At 60.9% G+C, this 17,493-nt stretch carries 13 protein-coding genes and 1 pseudogene; 4 read left to right on the plus strand and 10 right to left on the minus strand.

The window, feature by feature from the left end; translation table 11 throughout:
- Positions 1–22 precede the first annotated feature (22 nt).
- The 4 genes from E4021_RS10180 to tesB form a co-directional block, all read right to left on the minus strand.
- On the minus strand, positions 23–1,228 hold the full coding sequence (locus E4021_RS10180; RefSeq protein ID WP_136459017.1) for a hypothetical protein: 1,206 nt from the start codon (positions 1,226–1,228) through the stop codon (positions 23–25).
- Positions 1,229–1,438: 210 nt separating this feature from the next.
- Entirely contained in the window at positions 1,439–3,352 is a 1,914-nt protein-coding gene (locus E4021_RS10185; protein ID WP_136459019.1) for an ABC-F family ATP-binding cassette domain-containing protein, read from the minus strand.
- A 175-nt stretch (positions 3,353–3,527) separates the two neighbouring features.
- Positions 3,528–4,175: a hypothetical protein gene (locus E4021_RS10190; RefSeq protein WP_136459021.1), complete on the minus strand. Its 648-nt coding sequence runs from the start codon at positions 4,173–4,175 to the stop codon at positions 3,528–3,530.
- Between the two features lie 74 nt (positions 4,176–4,249).
- The gene (tesB, locus tag E4021_RS10195) at positions 4,250–5,110 is read right to left on the minus strand and encodes an acyl-CoA thioesterase II (protein ID WP_136459023.1); all 861 of its coding nucleotides are present in this window, start codon (positions 5,108–5,110) and stop codon (positions 4,250–4,252) included.
- A 158-nt stretch (positions 5,111–5,268) separates the two neighbouring features.
- On the opposite strand from tesB, the gene E4021_RS10200 reads away from it, so the two are divergent.
- Positions 5,269–6,462 (plus strand): acetyl-CoA C-acyltransferase, encoded by a 1,194-nt coding sequence (locus E4021_RS10200; RefSeq protein ID WP_136459025.1) that lies wholly within the window; start codon positions 5,269–5,271, stop codon positions 6,460–6,462.
- Positions 6,463–6,683: 221 nt separating this feature from the next.
- Positions 6,684–6,956 (plus strand): annotated as a pseudogene (locus tag E4021_RS18395) (GxxExxY protein).
- A 147-nt stretch (positions 6,957–7,103) separates the two neighbouring features.
- Here the strand turns inward: E4021_RS18395 and E4021_RS10210 are convergent.
- From E4021_RS10210 to E4021_RS10225, 4 genes are all read right to left on the minus strand, one after another.
- Positions 7,104–7,697, minus strand: a complete 594-nt coding sequence (locus E4021_RS10210; RefSeq protein ID WP_246050271.1) for a 1-acyl-sn-glycerol-3-phosphate acyltransferase — start codon at positions 7,695–7,697, stop codon at positions 7,104–7,106.
- A 12-nt stretch (positions 7,698–7,709) separates the two neighbouring features.
- Complete coding sequence (locus E4021_RS10215; protein WP_136459027.1) at positions 7,710–8,198, minus strand: asparaginase domain-containing protein; 489 nt, start codon at positions 8,196–8,198, stop codon at positions 7,710–7,712.
- A gap of 126 nt (positions 8,199–8,324) precedes the next feature.
- Positions 8,325–9,602 (minus strand): enoyl-CoA delta isomerase 1, encoded by a 1,278-nt coding sequence (locus tag E4021_RS10220; protein WP_136459029.1) that lies wholly within the window; start codon positions 9,600–9,602, stop codon positions 8,325–8,327.
- 224 nt (positions 9,603–9,826) lie between these two features.
- The gene (locus E4021_RS10225) at positions 9,827–12,619 is read right to left on the minus strand and encodes a T9SS type A sorting domain-containing protein (RefSeq protein ID WP_136459031.1); all 2,793 of its coding nucleotides are present in this window, start codon (positions 12,617–12,619) and stop codon (positions 9,827–9,829) included.
- A gap of 205 nt (positions 12,620–12,824) precedes the next feature.
- Here E4021_RS10225 and dcd point away from each other — a divergent pair, with 205 nt between their 5' ends.
- Both dcd and prmC read left to right on the plus strand, forming a co-directional pair.
- Positions 12,825–13,361: a dCTP deaminase gene (gene dcd, locus E4021_RS10230; RefSeq protein ID WP_136459033.1), complete on the plus strand. Its 537-nt coding sequence runs from the start codon at positions 12,825–12,827 to the stop codon at positions 13,359–13,361.
- Between the two features lie 21 nt (positions 13,362–13,382).
- Positions 13,383–14,240, plus strand: coding sequence for a peptide chain release factor N(5)-glutamine methyltransferase (prmC, locus tag E4021_RS10235; RefSeq protein ID WP_136459035.1), 858 nt, complete (start codon positions 13,383–13,385; stop codon positions 14,238–14,240).
- On the opposite strand, the gene E4021_RS10240 is transcribed toward prmC, so the two are convergent.
- Both E4021_RS10240 and aceK read right to left on the minus strand, forming a co-directional pair.
- Positions 14,237–15,505 (minus strand): hypothetical protein, encoded by a 1,269-nt coding sequence (locus E4021_RS10240; RefSeq protein ID WP_136459037.1) that lies wholly within the window; start codon positions 15,503–15,505, stop codon positions 14,237–14,239. The two genes, prmC and E4021_RS10240, sit on opposite strands and share 4 nt — an antisense overlap.
- Before the next feature lie 230 nt (positions 15,506–15,735).
- Complete coding sequence (gene aceK, locus E4021_RS10245; protein WP_136459039.1) at positions 15,736–17,472, minus strand: bifunctional isocitrate dehydrogenase kinase/phosphatase; 1,737 nt, start codon at positions 17,470–17,472, stop codon at positions 15,736–15,738.
- Positions 17,473–17,493: the final 21 nt, after the last annotated feature.

Below are 17,493 nucleotides of genomic sequence, written 5' to 3' on the forward strand. Positions count from 1 at the left end.
TCAATCCGGGCCTGATTGTCAGTTACTTAGCCTGGTTGTAGGTGCCGATGACGGTGAAGCTTTTATCCTCGTAGCCCGGGGGCACCACACCGATCCGGCTGCTGTTGCGGGGGCCGGTGGGGTCGATGAAGATGTAGCGCTGGCCCTTGTAGTTGAAGGAGTCGCCGGGCATGTCACTGCCGACGGCTACTGTCAGGTGGTCGTCGTAGGCGATCACGGCCATGGGCAGGTCCAGCAAATCGCGCACCAGGGCGAAGAAGAGGGCCGAGCGGTCCTCGCAGTCGCTGTAGCTGTAGCCGAAGACCTCCTCTGGTACCATGGGCTTGGAACGGCCGAAGTACTCGTTGTCCTCCTTGTAAGCGAAGGCCGAACGGGTGAAGCTGGCCAGCAGTTCGAGTTGCTGCTGGGTGTCCATATGCTGCATGTAGCGCTCCAGTTGGGGCAGCAGGCTGCGGGAAAGGGTGGGGGAGAGTGGCGTGTCGAGGTAGCAGTACTCGTGGATGAAGGGGTAGTCGGTCATGATGTCGACCATGGTCTTGTCGAAGGTGACCTTGAGGTGCTGCGTGATGCCGTGAAAGTTGAACGACAGGGCTTTTTCCACCGGCTGTTCGGCCAGGGCGGGCCAGCTGGGCAATTGGAAGCCGAACGACTTGCCCCGGGGGTTGGGGTGATCGTTGAAGATGAACAGCCGCTGGCGCCCCTTGCAGTCGCCGTCCACGCAACTCAGGTTGGCGTAGGCCCGACCGTCGGCTTCGATGATGGGCACCTCAAAGAGGTCCTCGGTGGTGTAGACGTTGATGAATACCCGGTCGCCGCGAAAGGTCAGGCGGGCATCAAAGCCGGAGTCGATCAGCAATTTGTAGAGCGTGATCTCCTGGGCGCGGGGCGATTGCCCCTGGTAGATGGTGTTGAGGGTGGTACGCGCCAGCTTGAAAAACAGATAATCGTTGAGCTGGAACTGACCCTTGGCGGCCAACAGGTGGTTCAGGAGTACCTGGGTGGGGCGCCGTTCCAGTTGGTTGTAGGTCGCGCGAATCGAGGCGTTGGAGAGCGATGCGGGTTCCCGTACCACCATGGCGGGGTCGTAGGTGACGGCCACGGGTTGGGCGTAGAAGGGAAGGGAGAAACGCTGGTAGTTGGCTGGGTTGCCAAGGTTGGTAAGGTTCGTATTCGCAAAGGCCAGCAGGCAGAGCACGAGAGCCGTCAGCCGCGCGAGGACAATTTTCATGGAGGTTACTTTCAAGATCCGGGGTAGCAAGGGAGGTATATGAACACTGATCAAGCCAGATACGTAATATACGTTTGGCGCCTCCGAAAAGTATAGCTCCTTACGGGGAATTAGGAATTATTTAAGGGTAAATTTCACAATGGCAGAATTAATGTCGGGTGCCCGGCGGTTCTCGCATAGCCGGCCGACTTTTATTCTACCGCCCTTTTCCTACTCTCCCAGCTGAAAACTGGCCGTTTCCCAGGCCTCCATTACCTCGTCCAACTGCTCCTGCTTACGCTTCAACTCGGCGGTGGTTTTTTCCACGCGGCCGGTGTCCTCGTAGAATGTGGGGTCGGCCATTTTCAGGTGGATCTTCTCGATTTCCTGCTCCAGCCGCTCGATCTTCCGCTCGGCGGTGCCGACCTCCTTCTGCAACCTCCGCCGCTCGTCGTTGTCCAGGGGCGTGCGGGGCGCGGGTGCCGCGTCGGGGGTACCGTTCTTGGGCTTCTCCAGTTCGACGCTGCGCATATCTGTCAGCTGCCGTTTTTCCAGGAAGGTGTTGACGTCGCCGAGGTGCTCGTAGAGTTGGTGATCGCGGAATTCTACCGTACGGTCCGTAAGTCCGGCCAGGAACTCGCGGTCGTGGCTCACTACGAGCAGGGTGCCGTCGTATTCCATAAGGGCGGATTTGAGCATGTCCTTGCTGGCCATGTCCAGGTGGTTCGTGGGTTCGTCCAGTACCAGCAGATTGAAGGGGCGCAACAACATGCAGGCCAGGGCCAATCGCGCGCGCTCACCGCCGGAAAGGACCATCACCTTTTTGTCCTGGTCTTCCCCGGAAAAGAGGAAGGCACCGAGCACGCTGCGCAGCCGGGTGCGCATTTCGGGCGGACTGGCCTCCTCCATCGTTTCCAGCAGGGTCTTGTTACCGTCCAGGGCGTCGCTCTGGTTCTGGGCGTAGTACCCGACGCTCACGTTGTGGCCCAGCTCTACCTCTCCGGCGGTGGCGGGGATCTTGCCGATGAGGATTTTCGCCAGGGTGGTCTTACCCTGTCCGTTCTGCCCGACAAAGGCTACGCGGTCACCGCGGTCGACCTTCAGGTCCACGCCCCGCAGAACGTTCAGTTTGCCGTAGGTCTTGGTGATCCCGCGGGCCAGTAGCGTGATGGCGCCGGAGCGGGGGGCGGGCGGGAACCGCAGGTTCATCACCGCCGTATTGGTCTCGTCGAGTTCGATGCGCTCGATCTTGTCGAGCTGCTTCTGCATCGACTGGGCCATCTTGGTCTTGGTGGCCTTGGCCATGAAGCGGCTGATGGTGCGCTCCTTGTCGGCAATCACCTTCTGCTGGTTGAGGTAGGCTGCCTCCGCCTTCTCGCGCCGCTCGGCCTGCAGTTCCACGTACTTGCTGTAGCCGGCTTTGTAGTCGTACACCTTGCCGAGCTCGATCTCGAGGGTGCGGTTGGTAACGTTGTCGAGGAACTGCCGGTCGTGACTGATGGTGATCACCGCCCCGGAGTAGGAGCTGAGCCAGTTTTCCAGCCAGATGATGGACTCGATGTCCAGGTGGTTCGTCGGTTCGTCCAGCAGAAGGTAGTCGGGGCGCTGTAGCAACATTTTGGCCAGTTCGATGCGCATCTGCCAGCCGCCGGAGAATTCGGTGGTCTGCCGCGCGAAGTCCTTCTGCTGAAACCCGAGCCCCTTCAGTACCCGCTCGGCTTCGGCCTCCATGGTGATGCCGCCCACCAGGGCGAAGCGCTCGGTAAGGTGGGTGAACTCCTCCAGCATGGAGGCGTAGGAATCGGAAGTGTAATCGGTGCGCACCTCCATTTCCCGGTTGAGTTCTTCGAGCCGATCTTCCATCTCCTGGATGTGGGCGAAGGCCGTCAGGGTTTCTTCCATGACGGTGTGACCGCTGGGCAGGTCCATCTCCTGGTGCAGAAAACCCAGGGTGGAGCCGCTCTCGCGATGCACCTTGCCTTCGTCGGGACTGACGTCGCCGGCGATGATCTTCAGCATGGTGGACTTGCCGGCGCCGTTACGGCCTACCAGACCGACCTTGTCGCGGGTTCCGATCGTGAAGGTTACGCGGTCGAAAAGGATACGGTCACCGTACTGTTGGTAGATACCTGTGGCGGAAAGCATAGGGGAATAAATTGAAAACGGCTGCGGAAACGAGCGGGCGGGGTTGTGGGCCGGGAAGCACTACGGCCTCGTCAAAAGCCGAAGCGCCACCTTAGCGGCCGCAAAGGTACGAATTGCTGATTTGGCTGGCTAAGCTCCTCAAGCGCAGGAAATAATGATGAGGGGCCGGGGGTGCCTACACGATAAAATTATCGTTGCGCAGAATCTCGCGCAGTTCCAGGTTGTCGCGACCGGCGCGCTGCCGGAAAGCTTCGGGCTGGCTGCGGTAGGGCTCCTGGAGGACGTAGGTGCGCTGGCTCTGCTTGCCGTAACCGGCGGAGAGATACAGGGTATCGATTACCCCCTCCTTCGCGAAGTAATCCATTTCCCGCCGGATCATTCGCAGGGGTAGACCGGTGGCCATGATCAGATCCTGGTCGCGCGGCCGGTATCCATAACGCTCGAACAGCAGCAGCAAATCCTCCACCGTCAGAAACGGCATGGGGGAAAGCGTGGGCCTATCGTCCTCCTCCCCCAGGGGATGGCGAAGCGTGTAATGACTGACCAGCCGTTTGTTGTACCCCTGGTCGAGTATCCCAGCCATGGACAGGCGCATCAAGCGGGAGCGCGCCTCGCCCTTGGTGAGCTGGGTCGTCTTGGAAAGCCGGTCGGGGGTCAGGAAGCCGTCGGGTTCCCGCGACAGCCGCAGGAGTAAATCCCGGTCGCTGATCTTGGATGGATGTTCCGAACTGCTACGCCGTCGCCACACCAGGTAAATGACCAGGGCCAGGATCACCAGGGCCAAGAACGCCAGCAACAGGATCAGAAAAACGGTTTTGGTCATAATTTCACCTATCCAGAGGAGTAAACATACCAAAAACCCGGCGCAGGGACCGCCACGGGCGGGATCGGAATAGCTTAGTCCTTTTTCTCCCGCAGCAGTCCTTCCTGCACAACGCTCGCTACCAGGTGGCCTGCAGCATCGAAGATGTTGCCGCGTGTAAACCCGCGGGCGCCGCTGGCGCTGGGGCTGTCCATGCTGTACAGCAACCACTCATCGGCGCGGAAGGGGCGGTGAAACCACATAGCGTGGTCGAGACTGGCCATCTGCAGGTTGCGGTAGTCGGTCGCGCGCCCGTGGGGGAGGAGCGCCGTGGTGAGCAGATTGTAATCACTGGCGTAGGCCAGCACGAGGGCTTGCAGGCGGCGGTCATCGGGCATGGTGCCCCGGGTGCGCAGCCAGACGTTGCGGGTGGGAGCGTACTTCTCGCGGTCGAAGGGATTGTGGAATTCCACGGGTCGGAATTCCAGTGGCCGCTCGATGCTGAGCATCTTGCGGATGTTGCCGGGTAGCTGGTCGCCGAACTGCTTGGCCATTCCTTCGTAGCTGACCAGTTCTTCCGCCGGGAGCACGTCCGGCATCGGGATCTGGTGGTCGAATCCCTGCTGATCCAGCTGAAAGCTTGCCGTCAGGTGGAAGATGGCCTGTCCGTTCTGAATCGCCTTCACCGCCCGGGTAGTAAAACTGCCACCGTCGCGGATACGGTCGACTTCAAAGACGATCGGAATGTCGAGGTCACCCGGCAGCACGAAGTAACCGTGCAGGCTGTGCACGTAGCGGTCTTCGGGCACCGTCTGCACGGCGGCGGCCAGCGACTGGGCCAGTACCTGCCCGCCGAATACCCGGGCACTGCCTACGGTGCGGCTTTCCCCGCGGAAGAGATTCACTTCCAGTCGTTCGAGATTGAGCAGGCTGAGCAGTTCGGTGATTTGTTTCATGCCGCAAACCTAGTGCGCAGCGCTCAATTGCCCTGCCGGACCGACACCGCCCGCAGGCGTACCCGCCCCGGCACCCGCGCCCCGCCGCCACGGCCGAAACCTTTTGTGGCTACCAGACTGTTGACAGGACAACTATCTTTACGGAAAATTAATCGATCATGCCCCAACACCACCACCCCCCCGTCTACATCGTCTCCGCAGTCCGCACGCCCATCGGTTCTTTCGGCGGCGTGCTTGCCTCCCTTTCCGCTACCCAACTCGGAAGCGCGGCGATCAAGGGAGCCCTCGAACGTGCCGGCGTTCCGGCCGACCGTGTCCAGGAAGTCTTTATGGGTAACGTGGTGAGCGCCAATCTCGGACAGGCCCCCGCCCGCCAGGCCGCCCTCGGCGCCGGTATCCCCAATACCGTCCCCTGTACCACGGTGAACAAGGTCTGCAGCAGCGGCATGAAGAGCGTAATGTTCGGCGCCCAGACCATTATGCTCGGGCACCACGACGTGGTCGTTGCCGGCGGCATGGAAAGCATGTCCAACATCCCTTACTACGTGGCCGACGCCCGCTGGGGTGCCAAATTCGGCGACCGCAAGCTCATCGACGGACTGACCAAGGACGGCCTGACCGACGCCTACGACCAGAACGCCATGGGTACCTGCGCCGACGCCACCGCCAAGAAATACGGCTTCAGCCGCGAGGAGCAGGACGAGTACGCCACCAACTCCTACAAGCGCAGCGCCGAGGCCACCAGCAACGGAACCTTCAAACGCGAGATCGTGCCCGTCAATGTGCCCCAGCGCCGGGGCGACGACCTGATCATCGACGAAGACGAGGAGTACAAAAAGGTGAAGTTCGAGAAGATGGCCAGCCTGCGCCCCGCCTTCTCCAAGGACGGCACCGTAACAGCCGCCAACGCCAGCACGATTAACGACGGGGCCGCGGCCCTGGTGCTGGTGAGCCAGCGGGTAGTCGATGAACTCGGCCTGAAGCCGCTGGCCAAGATCGTCTCCTTCGCCGATGCCGCCCACGAACCCCAGTGGTTCACCACCGCCCCGACCAAAGCCGCCCCCCTGGCCGTCGAACGGGCCGGACTGAAACTGGAGGACATGGACTTCCTGGAGGTCAATGAGGCCTTCTCCGTAGTGCCCATGGCCTTCGCCAAGGAGCTCGGACTGAAGGGCGATAACATGAACGTAACCGGCGGCGGCGTGTCCCTCGGTCACCCGCTAGGTACTTCCGGTGCCCGTATCCTCGTAACGCTGATCAACGTGCTCCACTCCCGGGAGGGTAAGTACGGACTGGCTACCCTCTGCAACGGGGGAGGTGGTGCTTCCGCGGTGGTGGTGGAGGCTGTTTAGGGGTCGGTTACCACAGAGGACGCTGAGGGCTTCACAGAGGGCTCACGGAGAAATTTTGTAAAACAATTCGTTTTAATTAACGGTTGGCTTTACATTGGTTCCCCACTTAGAGACCACTTAGGATATCCTTGAATGAACTGACTTACGCGGTGCGCGGTGCGAGGTTCAGGGTACACACTGCGCTCGGGCCGGGTTTGCTTAAGTCTACTTAGGAACGGTGCCTGGCCATAGAGCTCAGACACGCCGGACTTGCTTTCCGGCGGCAGTGCATGCTCCCCCTCACCTACCGGGATAAGATTATCGAAAATGCCTACTGGGTTGATTTTCTCGTAGAGGGCAACCTGATCGTTGAGGTTAAATCCGTCTCTGCGCTGACACCCATTGACACCGCTTAGTTGCTGACATATTTAAAACTGGGCGACCTCCGGCTCGGACTACTGATGAATTTCAACGTTGCCCACCTACGCGACGGAATCAAACGCCTGATCCGCTAACCTCTGCGCAACCTCCATGAAAGGCTCTGTTCCCTCTGTGGTGAACGCAAACTCTGTCGTGAACGAAGCCTCTGTGCAACCTCTGTGAATCCCTCCCTTACCTCGGTGGTGAACTAAGCTAAGTGGTGACCGCAACCTCGATAAACCCTACCCCTCGGCGGCCGGCAATTCATCCAGAACAGCGGGGTCGTACCGGAAGCTGTTTTCCGGCACCAGTCCCTGTACGCCGTCGAAGTAGCGGTAGATAAAATCGAAGTCGGCCCGTACGTCGTCGGTAGGGTAGAAGGGTTCGGAGAATTCGATGACGCGGTTTCCGAAGTCGAATTTGGCGAAGACCAGGGGCACCCCGGCCTCCTTGGCGATCCAGTAGAAGCCGGTCTTGAAGCGGTCGACCTTCTTGCGGGTGCCCTCCATGGCGATGCAGAGGTAAAATTCATCCCGCTCCCGGAAGATCTTGGCCACGGCCTGGGTAAAATTGGTGCGTTTCTCCCGTACCACGGGCACCCCGCCCATCCACTGCATGGCCGCACCCATGGGGCCTTTGAAGAGGTCGGACTTGGCGACGAATTGAATGTACTTACCCACCACGGCCCGGGAGTACAGTCCGTAGGGGAAGTCGCGGTTGCTGGTGTGCGGACCCGTAGGCACCACGCATTTTTTCGGCCAGTTGCCGTTATTATGGTCGATTACGCGCATCCGGTTGAGGCGCAGCATAAGAAGGGCCAGCCAGGCGGGCATCATAGCGGATGGGGGTTAAACAGCTTCAAAAAAACCCGTTGCGCGGTTCTTTCGTACGCCGTCCCAGGTGAAGTACCGACCGTTCATGACGATGTACACCCCCGCGGAAAGCGACTGTACGAAGGCCAGCGCACTGCCCAAGTTAAAGAATCCATCGGAAGAACTCCCAAAAGCATAAGGGATCATGGCCCCCGTGATTACGATGGTCTTGCCGCGGATGTCGGCCTTGGCCAGGTGCTCGGCCGTTTCGGTCATGGTATCGGTACCGTGGGTGATCAGGATCTGGTCGGTATCCGTCGATCGGCAGTTGTGGGCGATGTTCTCGCGGTCCTGGGGCGTGATGTCGAGGCTGTCAACCATCATCAGCGTGCGGATGCTGACGTCAAGGGTGGACCGGCCGACCTCCAGCATTTTGGGCAAACTGCTGTCGCGGAAAAAGAGGCGTCCGGTCACGAAGTCGTATTCCTTGTCGAAGGTTCCGCCGGTTACGAAGATCTGGATCAAGGGCTGTAAATTGGGTTGCTGCAGGCGGCCTGGCGAGTTATACAATGGCGCAAAGGTAGAACAGACGGTCCAAACCCGATCACCAACCTGACAACAGCCTGCGCATCCGAAAGCCCGTGCGGCGTGCTAGGTCTTCCGCTCCTTCTTCTTGGCTGCGGGGAATAGGATGTTGTTGAGGATCAGGCGGTATCCCGGACTGTTGGGGTGCAGGCTCAGGTCGGTTTCCGGGTCGTTGACCAGATGGCGGTAGTCGGCCGGATCGTGGCCGCCGTAAAAAGTGAAGAAACCTTCGCCGAACTGCCCGTGCAGGTAGCGGGCTTCGCTGGCGGGCTTGTTCTCCCCGAGGACCAGTACGCTGCTTTTGAGGTGCGCATTGGTGAAGGCGGTGGTCTGCCCCATGAAGCCCTTGACCGTTCGGACGTGATTCTGGGTGAGCATCGTGGGTACGGGATCCCACTTGGCACTGAAGTCGAAGAGGGTGAAGTAGTCCTGCTCCTGGGTCACGGGGCGGGGGTTGTGGTCGATGTTGCTGAATTCGTATTCCAGTGGGTTGCGCTCCAGCTGGAAGTTCTCGAAGGCGAAGGTCTTGCTGAAATCGAGTTTCGACTGGGCCTCGGGGTCGATCGGGTCACCGTCGTAGTAGGGTGCGCAGATATCCACGCCGTCGGCCGCCAGGGCGATATCGTAGCTGTCGGTAGCCGAGCACATGGCAAACATGAAGCCGCCGCCACCTACGTACTCACGCACTTTTTTGACGACGCCCAACTTCAGCTGACTCACCTTCTGGTAACCGTTCTGGGCGGCCAGCTCTTCCTGGTAGGCCACCTGGCGACGGTACCACGGCGCGGTGTGGTAGCTGCGGTAGAAGCGACCAAACTGGCCGGTAAAGTCCTCGTGGTGGAGGTGCAGCCAATCATACTGGGCCAGCTCGTCATTCAGTACCTCGGTGTCGTAAACCGTCTCGTAGGGGATCTCCGCGTAGGTGAGCACCATGGTCACGGCGTCGTCCCAGGGCTGGACCTCAGTGCCCTCCCGGAAGTTGTAGTCGGGGGTATAGACGGCGATCTTCGGTGCTTTCTCCAGCTTCATCGCATCCATGTTCCGCTCGGGGTCGGCGATCTCCTCCAGGATACCATTGAAGCGGGCGTCGGGGATGACCTCGTACTTGACCCCCCGCGTAAGGCACTCCCGTTCGAAGGCCCGGCTGTGCTGGAAGGCGAAACTTCCACCCCGGTAATTGAGTAGCCACCAGGCTTCGATGTTGTTGTTCAGTACCCAGTAGGTGATTCCGTAAGCCTTCAGGTGGTCGGTCTGGGAGTCGTCCATCGGGATAAGGATGGTCGAGGCGCGGGCCGCGGTGGTCAACACCAACAGCAGGAACAGGAGAGTTAGTTTACGGGCCATAGCGGAAGCTTTCGTTTCTCTAACGATTCAAGGCCGCAATTAGGTGTAAAATTTTGGCAAAGGGCACCGGTACGTCGTGCGGCAGAAGCGCTGACGGCAGATTGGGGTTTGACCGGACTCTTCGAGAAAAGCGCAGAACAGTCATTATCGGCCCGGTAAAAACAGGCCGTCCCGCCCGATCATTGATCGGGCGGGACGGCCGAAAGTTGGGAAGCAAGGGACGGCTAGCGTCGGATGAACGACGCGGTGGTACTATGGGTACCCTCGACCACACGCAGCCGGTACATTCCGGCGGGCAGCGATCGGAGGGCCAGCTTAGCGGTGAGGAACTCCCCGTCCTTTTGCAGGACCCGATGCCTCACCCGGCGCCCGTTCAGGTCGAATACAGTGAGGTCAACCGCGCCGGAGTACCCACTGGTCAGCTCCAGGGTGAGGTGGTTTACCGCCGGGTTGGGATAGAGCGAAACGGTGGCTTCGGTCAGGGGAGCCATAGTAAGAGTCTCCTGGGTGGACGCTGCGGCCATGGTGCTCTGCGCGCTCGCGGCAGCACAGTCGGCATCGTCGGGGCCGAAGCCGTCGGGTGCCGTGTTCGTGCGCGTCAGGACCAGTTTATCGACACCCGTCCCGGGTTCGCGGTTCGCCACGCGGATGGTATGCGCACCGGCATCCAGTTGGAGGGTGCGTGCCACACCGTCGTGATTAACCCTGCGCCACTCAAAGCCGTTCGTGAGCAGTTGGTCGCCGTTGGTCTCTCGCCAGAACTTCATCCAGGGCTGGTCGTCCACCTTGACCCAGACGCTGTTGCGGGAGGGGTCCGGGGCATCGACCCGCATGAACAGGTGGTAGGCTCCGGCTTCGGAAGTTGCGAGATTGTAACGCAGTTCCTGACTGGTGTTGGTCGTTGTAGGCACCTCCATATTTCGGTCCCCGGTGAAGACCATGTACGATCCACCCGCCGCGGCGGAGGAAGACTGCCGGTTCCAATCGCCGCTGTCGTCGGCGCATTCGGCTTCGGCCGCTCCGTTCGAGGTGCCCGGATTACTGCTGCCCGTGCTTTCGGTGGTACCACAGTTTTCGGCGTCCGCACCGAGTCCGCCGGGCAGGGCACCTTCCAGCGTGAGGTACAGTTTGTCGAGTTGGGTATTGGGTTCCCGGAAGGCAAAGTCGATGGTGTTCTCACCCGCGCGCAGGGAAAGTCCGATGGGCAACTGGTTCCAGCGATAGCCCCTGCCGTGAAGGATCCGGCTGTACCACTTGTACCATGACCCGCCGTTGACGCGGACGTAGTAGGAATCCTCGAGATTCGAAGGGGCATTGATGCGGGCAAAGAGCTTGTAGTTGCCGGCGGTAGCGTTCGAAATGGAGAAACGAACGCGGTTGGCGTCCAGGTCGGCGGGTGCCTCGGACATGGACCGTTCGTTTGGCCCAACGACGTACTTGCCTTCGGAGGCGTCCGGGGAAGTCTTGGTACTCCAGCGGCTGCCCACCGTACCGCATTCCGCCTCCAGCCAAAAATCAGAGCTTGCGGTGTTGCTCGAGGTAGGCGTGCCTGCATTGAACCGGAGTACCGTCAGGGAGGTAGGTGGCAGGGTGAGCGTCAGTTGGTCGCCCTGCACGGCTGCGTCCGGCGCGTCGGTCAGTTCCACGATCGAGCTGGCGGGGTGGTCGCCCGTGAAAATGGTCCGCTCCGCGGAGGAGGCACTGGCGAAGCCTTCCACCCGCAGGTCGGTGGTTGTCGCCACTTTGTCCTTATTGAGGAGGAATACGGTCAGTTGGTCGCGCGACCGGTTCGCCGTAGCGAAGGTGCGTACGACGCCGTCGGAGGTCGTGGCAACCATGTCGTCGAGCAGTTCTTCGGTCATCAAGGCGATCATCTTGCCGCTGGCGTTTAGCTCATTGGTAGCGGTGAAGAGGTCGTATGGGTGAGAATTGCCCGTATCCGGCCGGATCCAACGGGAGTTCCAGAACTGGGTAAAGCGCACGCGGGAATCCTGGATCATCTGCATCAGGATATCGAAGTTGGCCAGCGCCTGCCCCAGGTTATTGCCGGCGTCCCACTCCGAACTCAGCTGATAGCCCGTAGCGGAGGTCTCGGTCATGACGATGAACAACTTGTCGCGCACGGCGGCATCCGGGACGGCATCGATGGCCTGCTGCGCGACGTTCACGATACTGTTGGGATTCAGCTGGTTAGATATGTACTGGTCGTAGGAGGTGAAGCCGTACGCCGGGTAGGTATGCACGTCGAGGAAGTCTACTTCAGCGGCGCATTCCTTCAGCGCCAGGTCGAAGTCGCTGAAGGTAGCCCCGTTGATCCCGATCAGGATGCTGGGGTCGACGGCCTTCATCGCGCGGGCAAATTCCGCGGCGTCCCGCCCGTAGGTGCTGAAACCGGGGTGGCGTCCGGCGTAAGTCGTACCGTTCCAGGTTTCGTTGCCGAGTTCCCAGTACTTCACGTTGTATCCCTTGGTCACGTTGGCGTAGCGTACCCAGGCCACGGCCATTTCCAGGGCTTGTTCGCGGGTCAGGGAAGTGCCGCCGTTGTTGGCCGGCAGGTACATTCCGTCGAAGGCCACCACCACGACAGGCTCTGCGCCGGTGGCCCGGCAATCGGCCATGAACTGGTCAAAATTGTAGTTGTTGTTGGCCCATTTCCCGGCGGAAAGGTCCCAGAAGTCAGGGTCGTTAGACGGCCAGTCCCGCTCGCTCTGCCGCAGCAGGTACGAAGTGGAAGGGTCGTTGTAGGGCGGGGCCGCCCAGGCGTAGATATCCGATTTCTCGCCGCCCGGAAAACGCAGGTAGCGCACGCCGGTACGGTTGATCGCGGCGGCCAGCGGTTCGGCATCGGCGGGTCGGTTACCCTGCGCATCGGTCAGGGTATTCAGGTTGAGTCCCAGCGGGAGGTCGGTCACATCGTTGAGCACGGCGTCGGTGCGTACGGTGACGGCCGCCTGTCCATTCAGTTGCAGGGACAGGACGGTAAGGAGCAGGGTGCTCCAGAACAAGTTGTAATTCATGAGAAACGCATTAATGGCTAGAGGGGCTCAGCTCAAAGAATGCGCGAAGATACTTGTGTTAACGCACAATACCAACTCGGGCGGCGGCGCGCAGGTTCGATGGGTGCCTGAAAGCCAGGCTTTTAGGTGGCGGGCCCGGCACCCGCGACCGCGCCCGATCCTTGCAACGGTGCGCTCCTGCCGGCCCTTACTTACCTTTGGGCGCATGATTTGGAGCGATAAAAAAATATTGGCCGCGATGGACCGCGGGGAAATCGTGATCCGCCCCTTCGACCGGGCCAATTTGGGAACCAACAGCTACGACGTCCACCTGGGCAAGCACCTGGCCCGCTACAAGGACCACATTCTGGATGCTCGCAAACACAACGCCATCGAGGAGATGGAAATCGGCGAGGAAGGCTACGTACTGCACCCCAATACCCTCTACCTGGGGGTGACGCTGGAGTACACCGAAACCCACAGCAGTGTCCCCTTCCTGGAAGGCAAAAGCAGTGTGGGCCGCCTCGGTATCGACATCCACGCTACGGCCGGTAAGGGCGACGTGGGTTTCTGCAACCACTGGACCCTGGAAATTTCCTGCACCCACCCCGTACGTGTCTACGCCGGTATGCCCATCGGACAGCTCATCTACTTTGCCGTGGAGGGCGACATCGAGAATTACTACAATAAGAAACCGAACGCCAAGTACAATACCGTCAGCGACCGCCCCATGGAGTCGATGATGTGGAAGAACGAATTCTAGCCCCGAATACCGAGTCCTGCCTTGAGAACCGACGACCTCACCAAGCACATCGCCCGTGAACTGCGCCCCCTGCTGGGCCGCGGCGAATCCGCCTCCGTAACCCGGCTGGTAATGGAGGATATCTTCGGGTACCGATCCGGCAACCGGCCCCGCAAACTGACCCAGGAGGAGCAAATCCTGGCCTGGACCACCATCAACCGGCTTAAGGCCGGCGAACCGGTGCAGTATGTCACCGGGATTGCGGATTTTTTTGGTCTGCAACTCAAGGTCACCCCCGACGTCCTGATCCCCCGACCGGAAACCGAGGAACTGGTGGAGTGGATCCTCGAGGACCATCCACCCGGTACGGTTCACTCCGTAATCGACCTCGGCACCGGCTCGGGCTGCATCCCCCTGGCACTGCAAGTCCGGCGGCCGAGCTGGAACTGCCGCGGCGTCGACCTGAGCGAGGCCGCCCTGGAGATCGCCCGCGAGAACGCCCGAAAACTAGGGGTGTCCGTGACCTTCCACCACGGCGACGTGCTGGAGGAGAGTATGTCACAGGGCCGCTACGACGTCGTGGTTTCCAACCCGCCCTATATCCCGCCTTCGGAGCGGTCCAGGATGGACGCCTCCACTCTGGAGCATGAGCCCGAACTCGCACTTTTCGTACCCGAGGAAAATCCGCTCCTGTTCTACCGGCGGCTGGCCGAGCTGGGCCACGTAGGACTCAAACCCGGTGGTCGGCTCTACTGCGAAACCAATGAGTTCAACAGTGAAGAAGTAATGAAGCTTTTCCGGGAGGCTGGATACGCTGATGTGGTCCGCCGCAAGGACCTGCAGAAAAAGTGGCGCATGGTCCGCGTCACCCTCCCCGAATCGGACCTGGACTCGGCCTAGGCTTCGGCGAGTCCGAGCTGGGTAAGCAGGCTTAGGGGCCTCAGTTGGTACCCATCAAATTCCGCGAAGAGGGATAGCGGCCCGCCCCCGCTCACCGCCAGCAAACGGTAGAAACCGGTGTGGTCGGCGCTTACGGGGAGTGCCCTCCCCTGAGCGTCCACCAACTTCATCCGCTCGCCTTCCTTGACGGGGCGCACGTCGTCCAGGTAGACCGGATAATAAAGCAGCCAGGGATTCACGCCGAGGGCGCGGCGGTAATTGGCGAGCATGTCCTGAAAGGAGGGGTAGCCCTTCAGTCCGTCGTAGGGGCGTCCCCCCGGCCGCGGCTCGGGGAACACCGCCCGCTGCGGATAGCTGCCCGGGTAGTAGTGTACGCCACCGGCGAAGGAGGCCGACAGGGGCCACGACTGTTCGAACGGAAAGTCCCCGAAGGCATAGTCGAGCAGGAGCGCGTAGCGGCGACTCCGTTCGCCCCGCAGCCACACGCGACGGTAGCGCAGCCGATCCTCGGTGCCGGACACGGATCCCAGCACCAGCCAGTGGTCCTCCTTTGCGGGCAGGCCCAGCAGTTCGTCCTTCTTTGTGGTGATGCCCGCCAACTGGTAGAGTTCTTCTCGCCGGTCGGGGGGGAACTCGTCGCGGATGCGCCAGGCACGGACGAAGAGGTACAGGTCGCCCAACGTGCGGGCAATCTCCCCTTCGGTACCCTCCGCGCCGAGGCCGGCCAGCCGGCGTACCCGTCCGGCCAGGCCGGGCAGTTTGGCGTCCGTGAGGCGGGTAGCCATGGACAACCAACTCTCTTCCCCCTGGCCCTGGGTATCGGCAATGCCCCGGCGGGCCACGTCGAGGAGGCGCAGTTCCAGTTCGTCCACTCCGGAAGTCATTAGCTCCAGGCGGGCGGAAAGCCGGTCTTCGGCCTGCTCCGTATCCTTGATGGTTTTTGGGGCGCGACCGGACTGGTGCTGCACGGAACGTACCCAGTCGGGGGGCTGACCTACCGTGAAGCGGTCGGGGTTGTTTTTGAGGAGCAGTACGAGGGCCAGGTTGTGGGCGCAGGGCCGGGCCCGCGCGCGGCAGCTACAACTGAACTTGCCCCGCACCACCTGCACGGCCGAAGTGATGGGGCGCTTGCCACCGACGTCGAATTCGCCCCAGATCCATTCACCGTCGCCACCCAGCAGTCGCCACCTGCGGCTGTAGAACAGCCGGCGTCCGGCCTCGAGCGTTTTGGCGTCGGGGGCAAGCTGGATCAGGTGGTCGATCATGAACGGCCAAGATAGCGGCCCGTCGGCACAAAAGGCATCCCCCCACCGCCGGGCGGCGGGGGATGCGATACGAAATATTGCATCAGAACAATCAAAGGAGTGGATGCGGAGTACACGGCAGGGGCAAATCGGAGTATCGGACCCACCGTGTTTGCTCTCTATGCGCTGGTTAAAGCCGGTGTTACGGCAAAAGCCCGTTTATCCGGCTTTCGAAGGCGCCGTGTAAGGTGCTACTGCAGAAACCGGCAGCCGGTGCGGTACGGGAACACATCCATGATCTCGCCCGCCAGCAGTCGTCGCTTCAGGTCGTTCCAGAAGTTGGCGTCGAAGATCTCACCGTGCTGCTGCCGCAGGTAGGTCAGGTGGGGACCGGCCCGCAGCAGGAACCCGGGAAACTCCTCGGGAAAGATGTCGCGCGGCCCCACGTAGTACCAGGGCTGGCTGGACATCTCATCCTCCGGCGTTCGTGGCTCGGGGATGTGGCGGAAGTTGCAGTCGGTAACCAGTTCGATCTCGTCGTAATCGTAGAAAACCACCCGGTTGACGCGGGTGACGCCGAAGTTCTTGAGCAGCAGGTCGCCGGGAAAGATATTGGCGGCGGCCAACTGCTTGATGGCCCGGCCGTAGTCACGCAGGGCCTTCTGGGCCATGGCCTCGTCGGCCGTCTGCAGGTAGAGGTTCAAGGGCGTCATTTTCTTTTCCACGTAGACGTGGGAAAGCATCACGCAGTCCTGCGTGACTGTCACCCGGGACGTGGCGGTCGACCGCAGTTCCTCGAGGCATTCGGCGCTGAAGCGGTCCAGCGGCAGTTCCAGTTTCTCGAACAGGTAGCTGTCGGCCATTCGGCCCACGCGGTCGTGGCGCTTGACCAGGTCGTACTTTTCCTTGACGGTTTCGGCGGTCACCTGCTTGGGCGGCGCAAAGGTGTCTCGGATGACTTTAAATACCATATTAAGCTGCGGCATTGTAAAGACGTACATCACCATCCCGGCGATCCCCGGGGCACTGACGAAGCGCTCCGTCGGGTCCGACTCCGTGTGCCGGATATGGCGCAGCAGCTCGCGGTAGAAAACGGTCTTGCCGTGCTTCTCGAATCCGATTGCGTTGTACAATTCGCTGATCTGCTTGCTGGGCATGAAGGTGGCCAGGAAGTCCACCATATCACTGGGCACGCTGATGTCGGCGAGAAAATAAGAGCGGTGATAACTGAAGATGGACACCACCTGATCCGATTCCAGCAGTAGAGCGTCAACCAGAATGCCGCGTCCGTCGGGGTGCAGCAGCGGAAGGATAAACGGGTGTACGCGATCATGGTCCAGCAGTCGGCCCACGATGTAGGCTACCTTGTTGCGGTAGAATACCGACTGGAGTATTTCCAAGCGCTGCGACCGGCTAGCGGGGTGCGCGCCCCAGCGCTCGGCCACCAGTAGTACGTCGCGCTCGCGGTCCTCCCAGGCTACCTCAAAAGGAAAGAAATCCAGGACCTCACGGACGATATCGGTCAGCGGGCGCCGGCCGATCGTGAAGTCATAACTGATGGAGGAAAGACCCTGATGCTCTCGGTAACTGCCCGTCCGCAGCACGAACATGACCCGGCGGTCGGCCCCGATCCCGTAGGTGTAGCGATACACGGAATTAAAGAACGTTTCGGCGATGTTGCGGGTGTTGAAGTGGGCAATTTCCTCGGCAAAGGCGTCGCGGACCTTCCCCCAGAACCGCGCGTCGCCGGCGATGCCCTCCATCAGTTCGTTCAGTTGCTCGGTAGTGCGCGCCACCTCCTCGCGGTACAGCGTGATTCGGCTGCGGGCGTCGGCCTGCGTCCCGTGCCAGTCGCGGGCCTCAAACCGCAGGCGTGCCCGCTTGGTGATCAGCTTGAAACGGTAGTAGTAGTCCATGTACCCCATCAGGATCCGGTGGGCCACCTCGTAGTGCAGCAGGGCGGGGAACGCGGGTGCGGGGCGCTTCATAGTCAGCTAAGGTAGGTGGCG

The sequence above is a fragment of the Neolewinella litorea genome (assembly GCF_004803465.1).
GTDB lineage: Bacteria > Bacteroidota > Bacteroidia > Chitinophagales > Saprospiraceae > Neolewinella > Neolewinella litorea.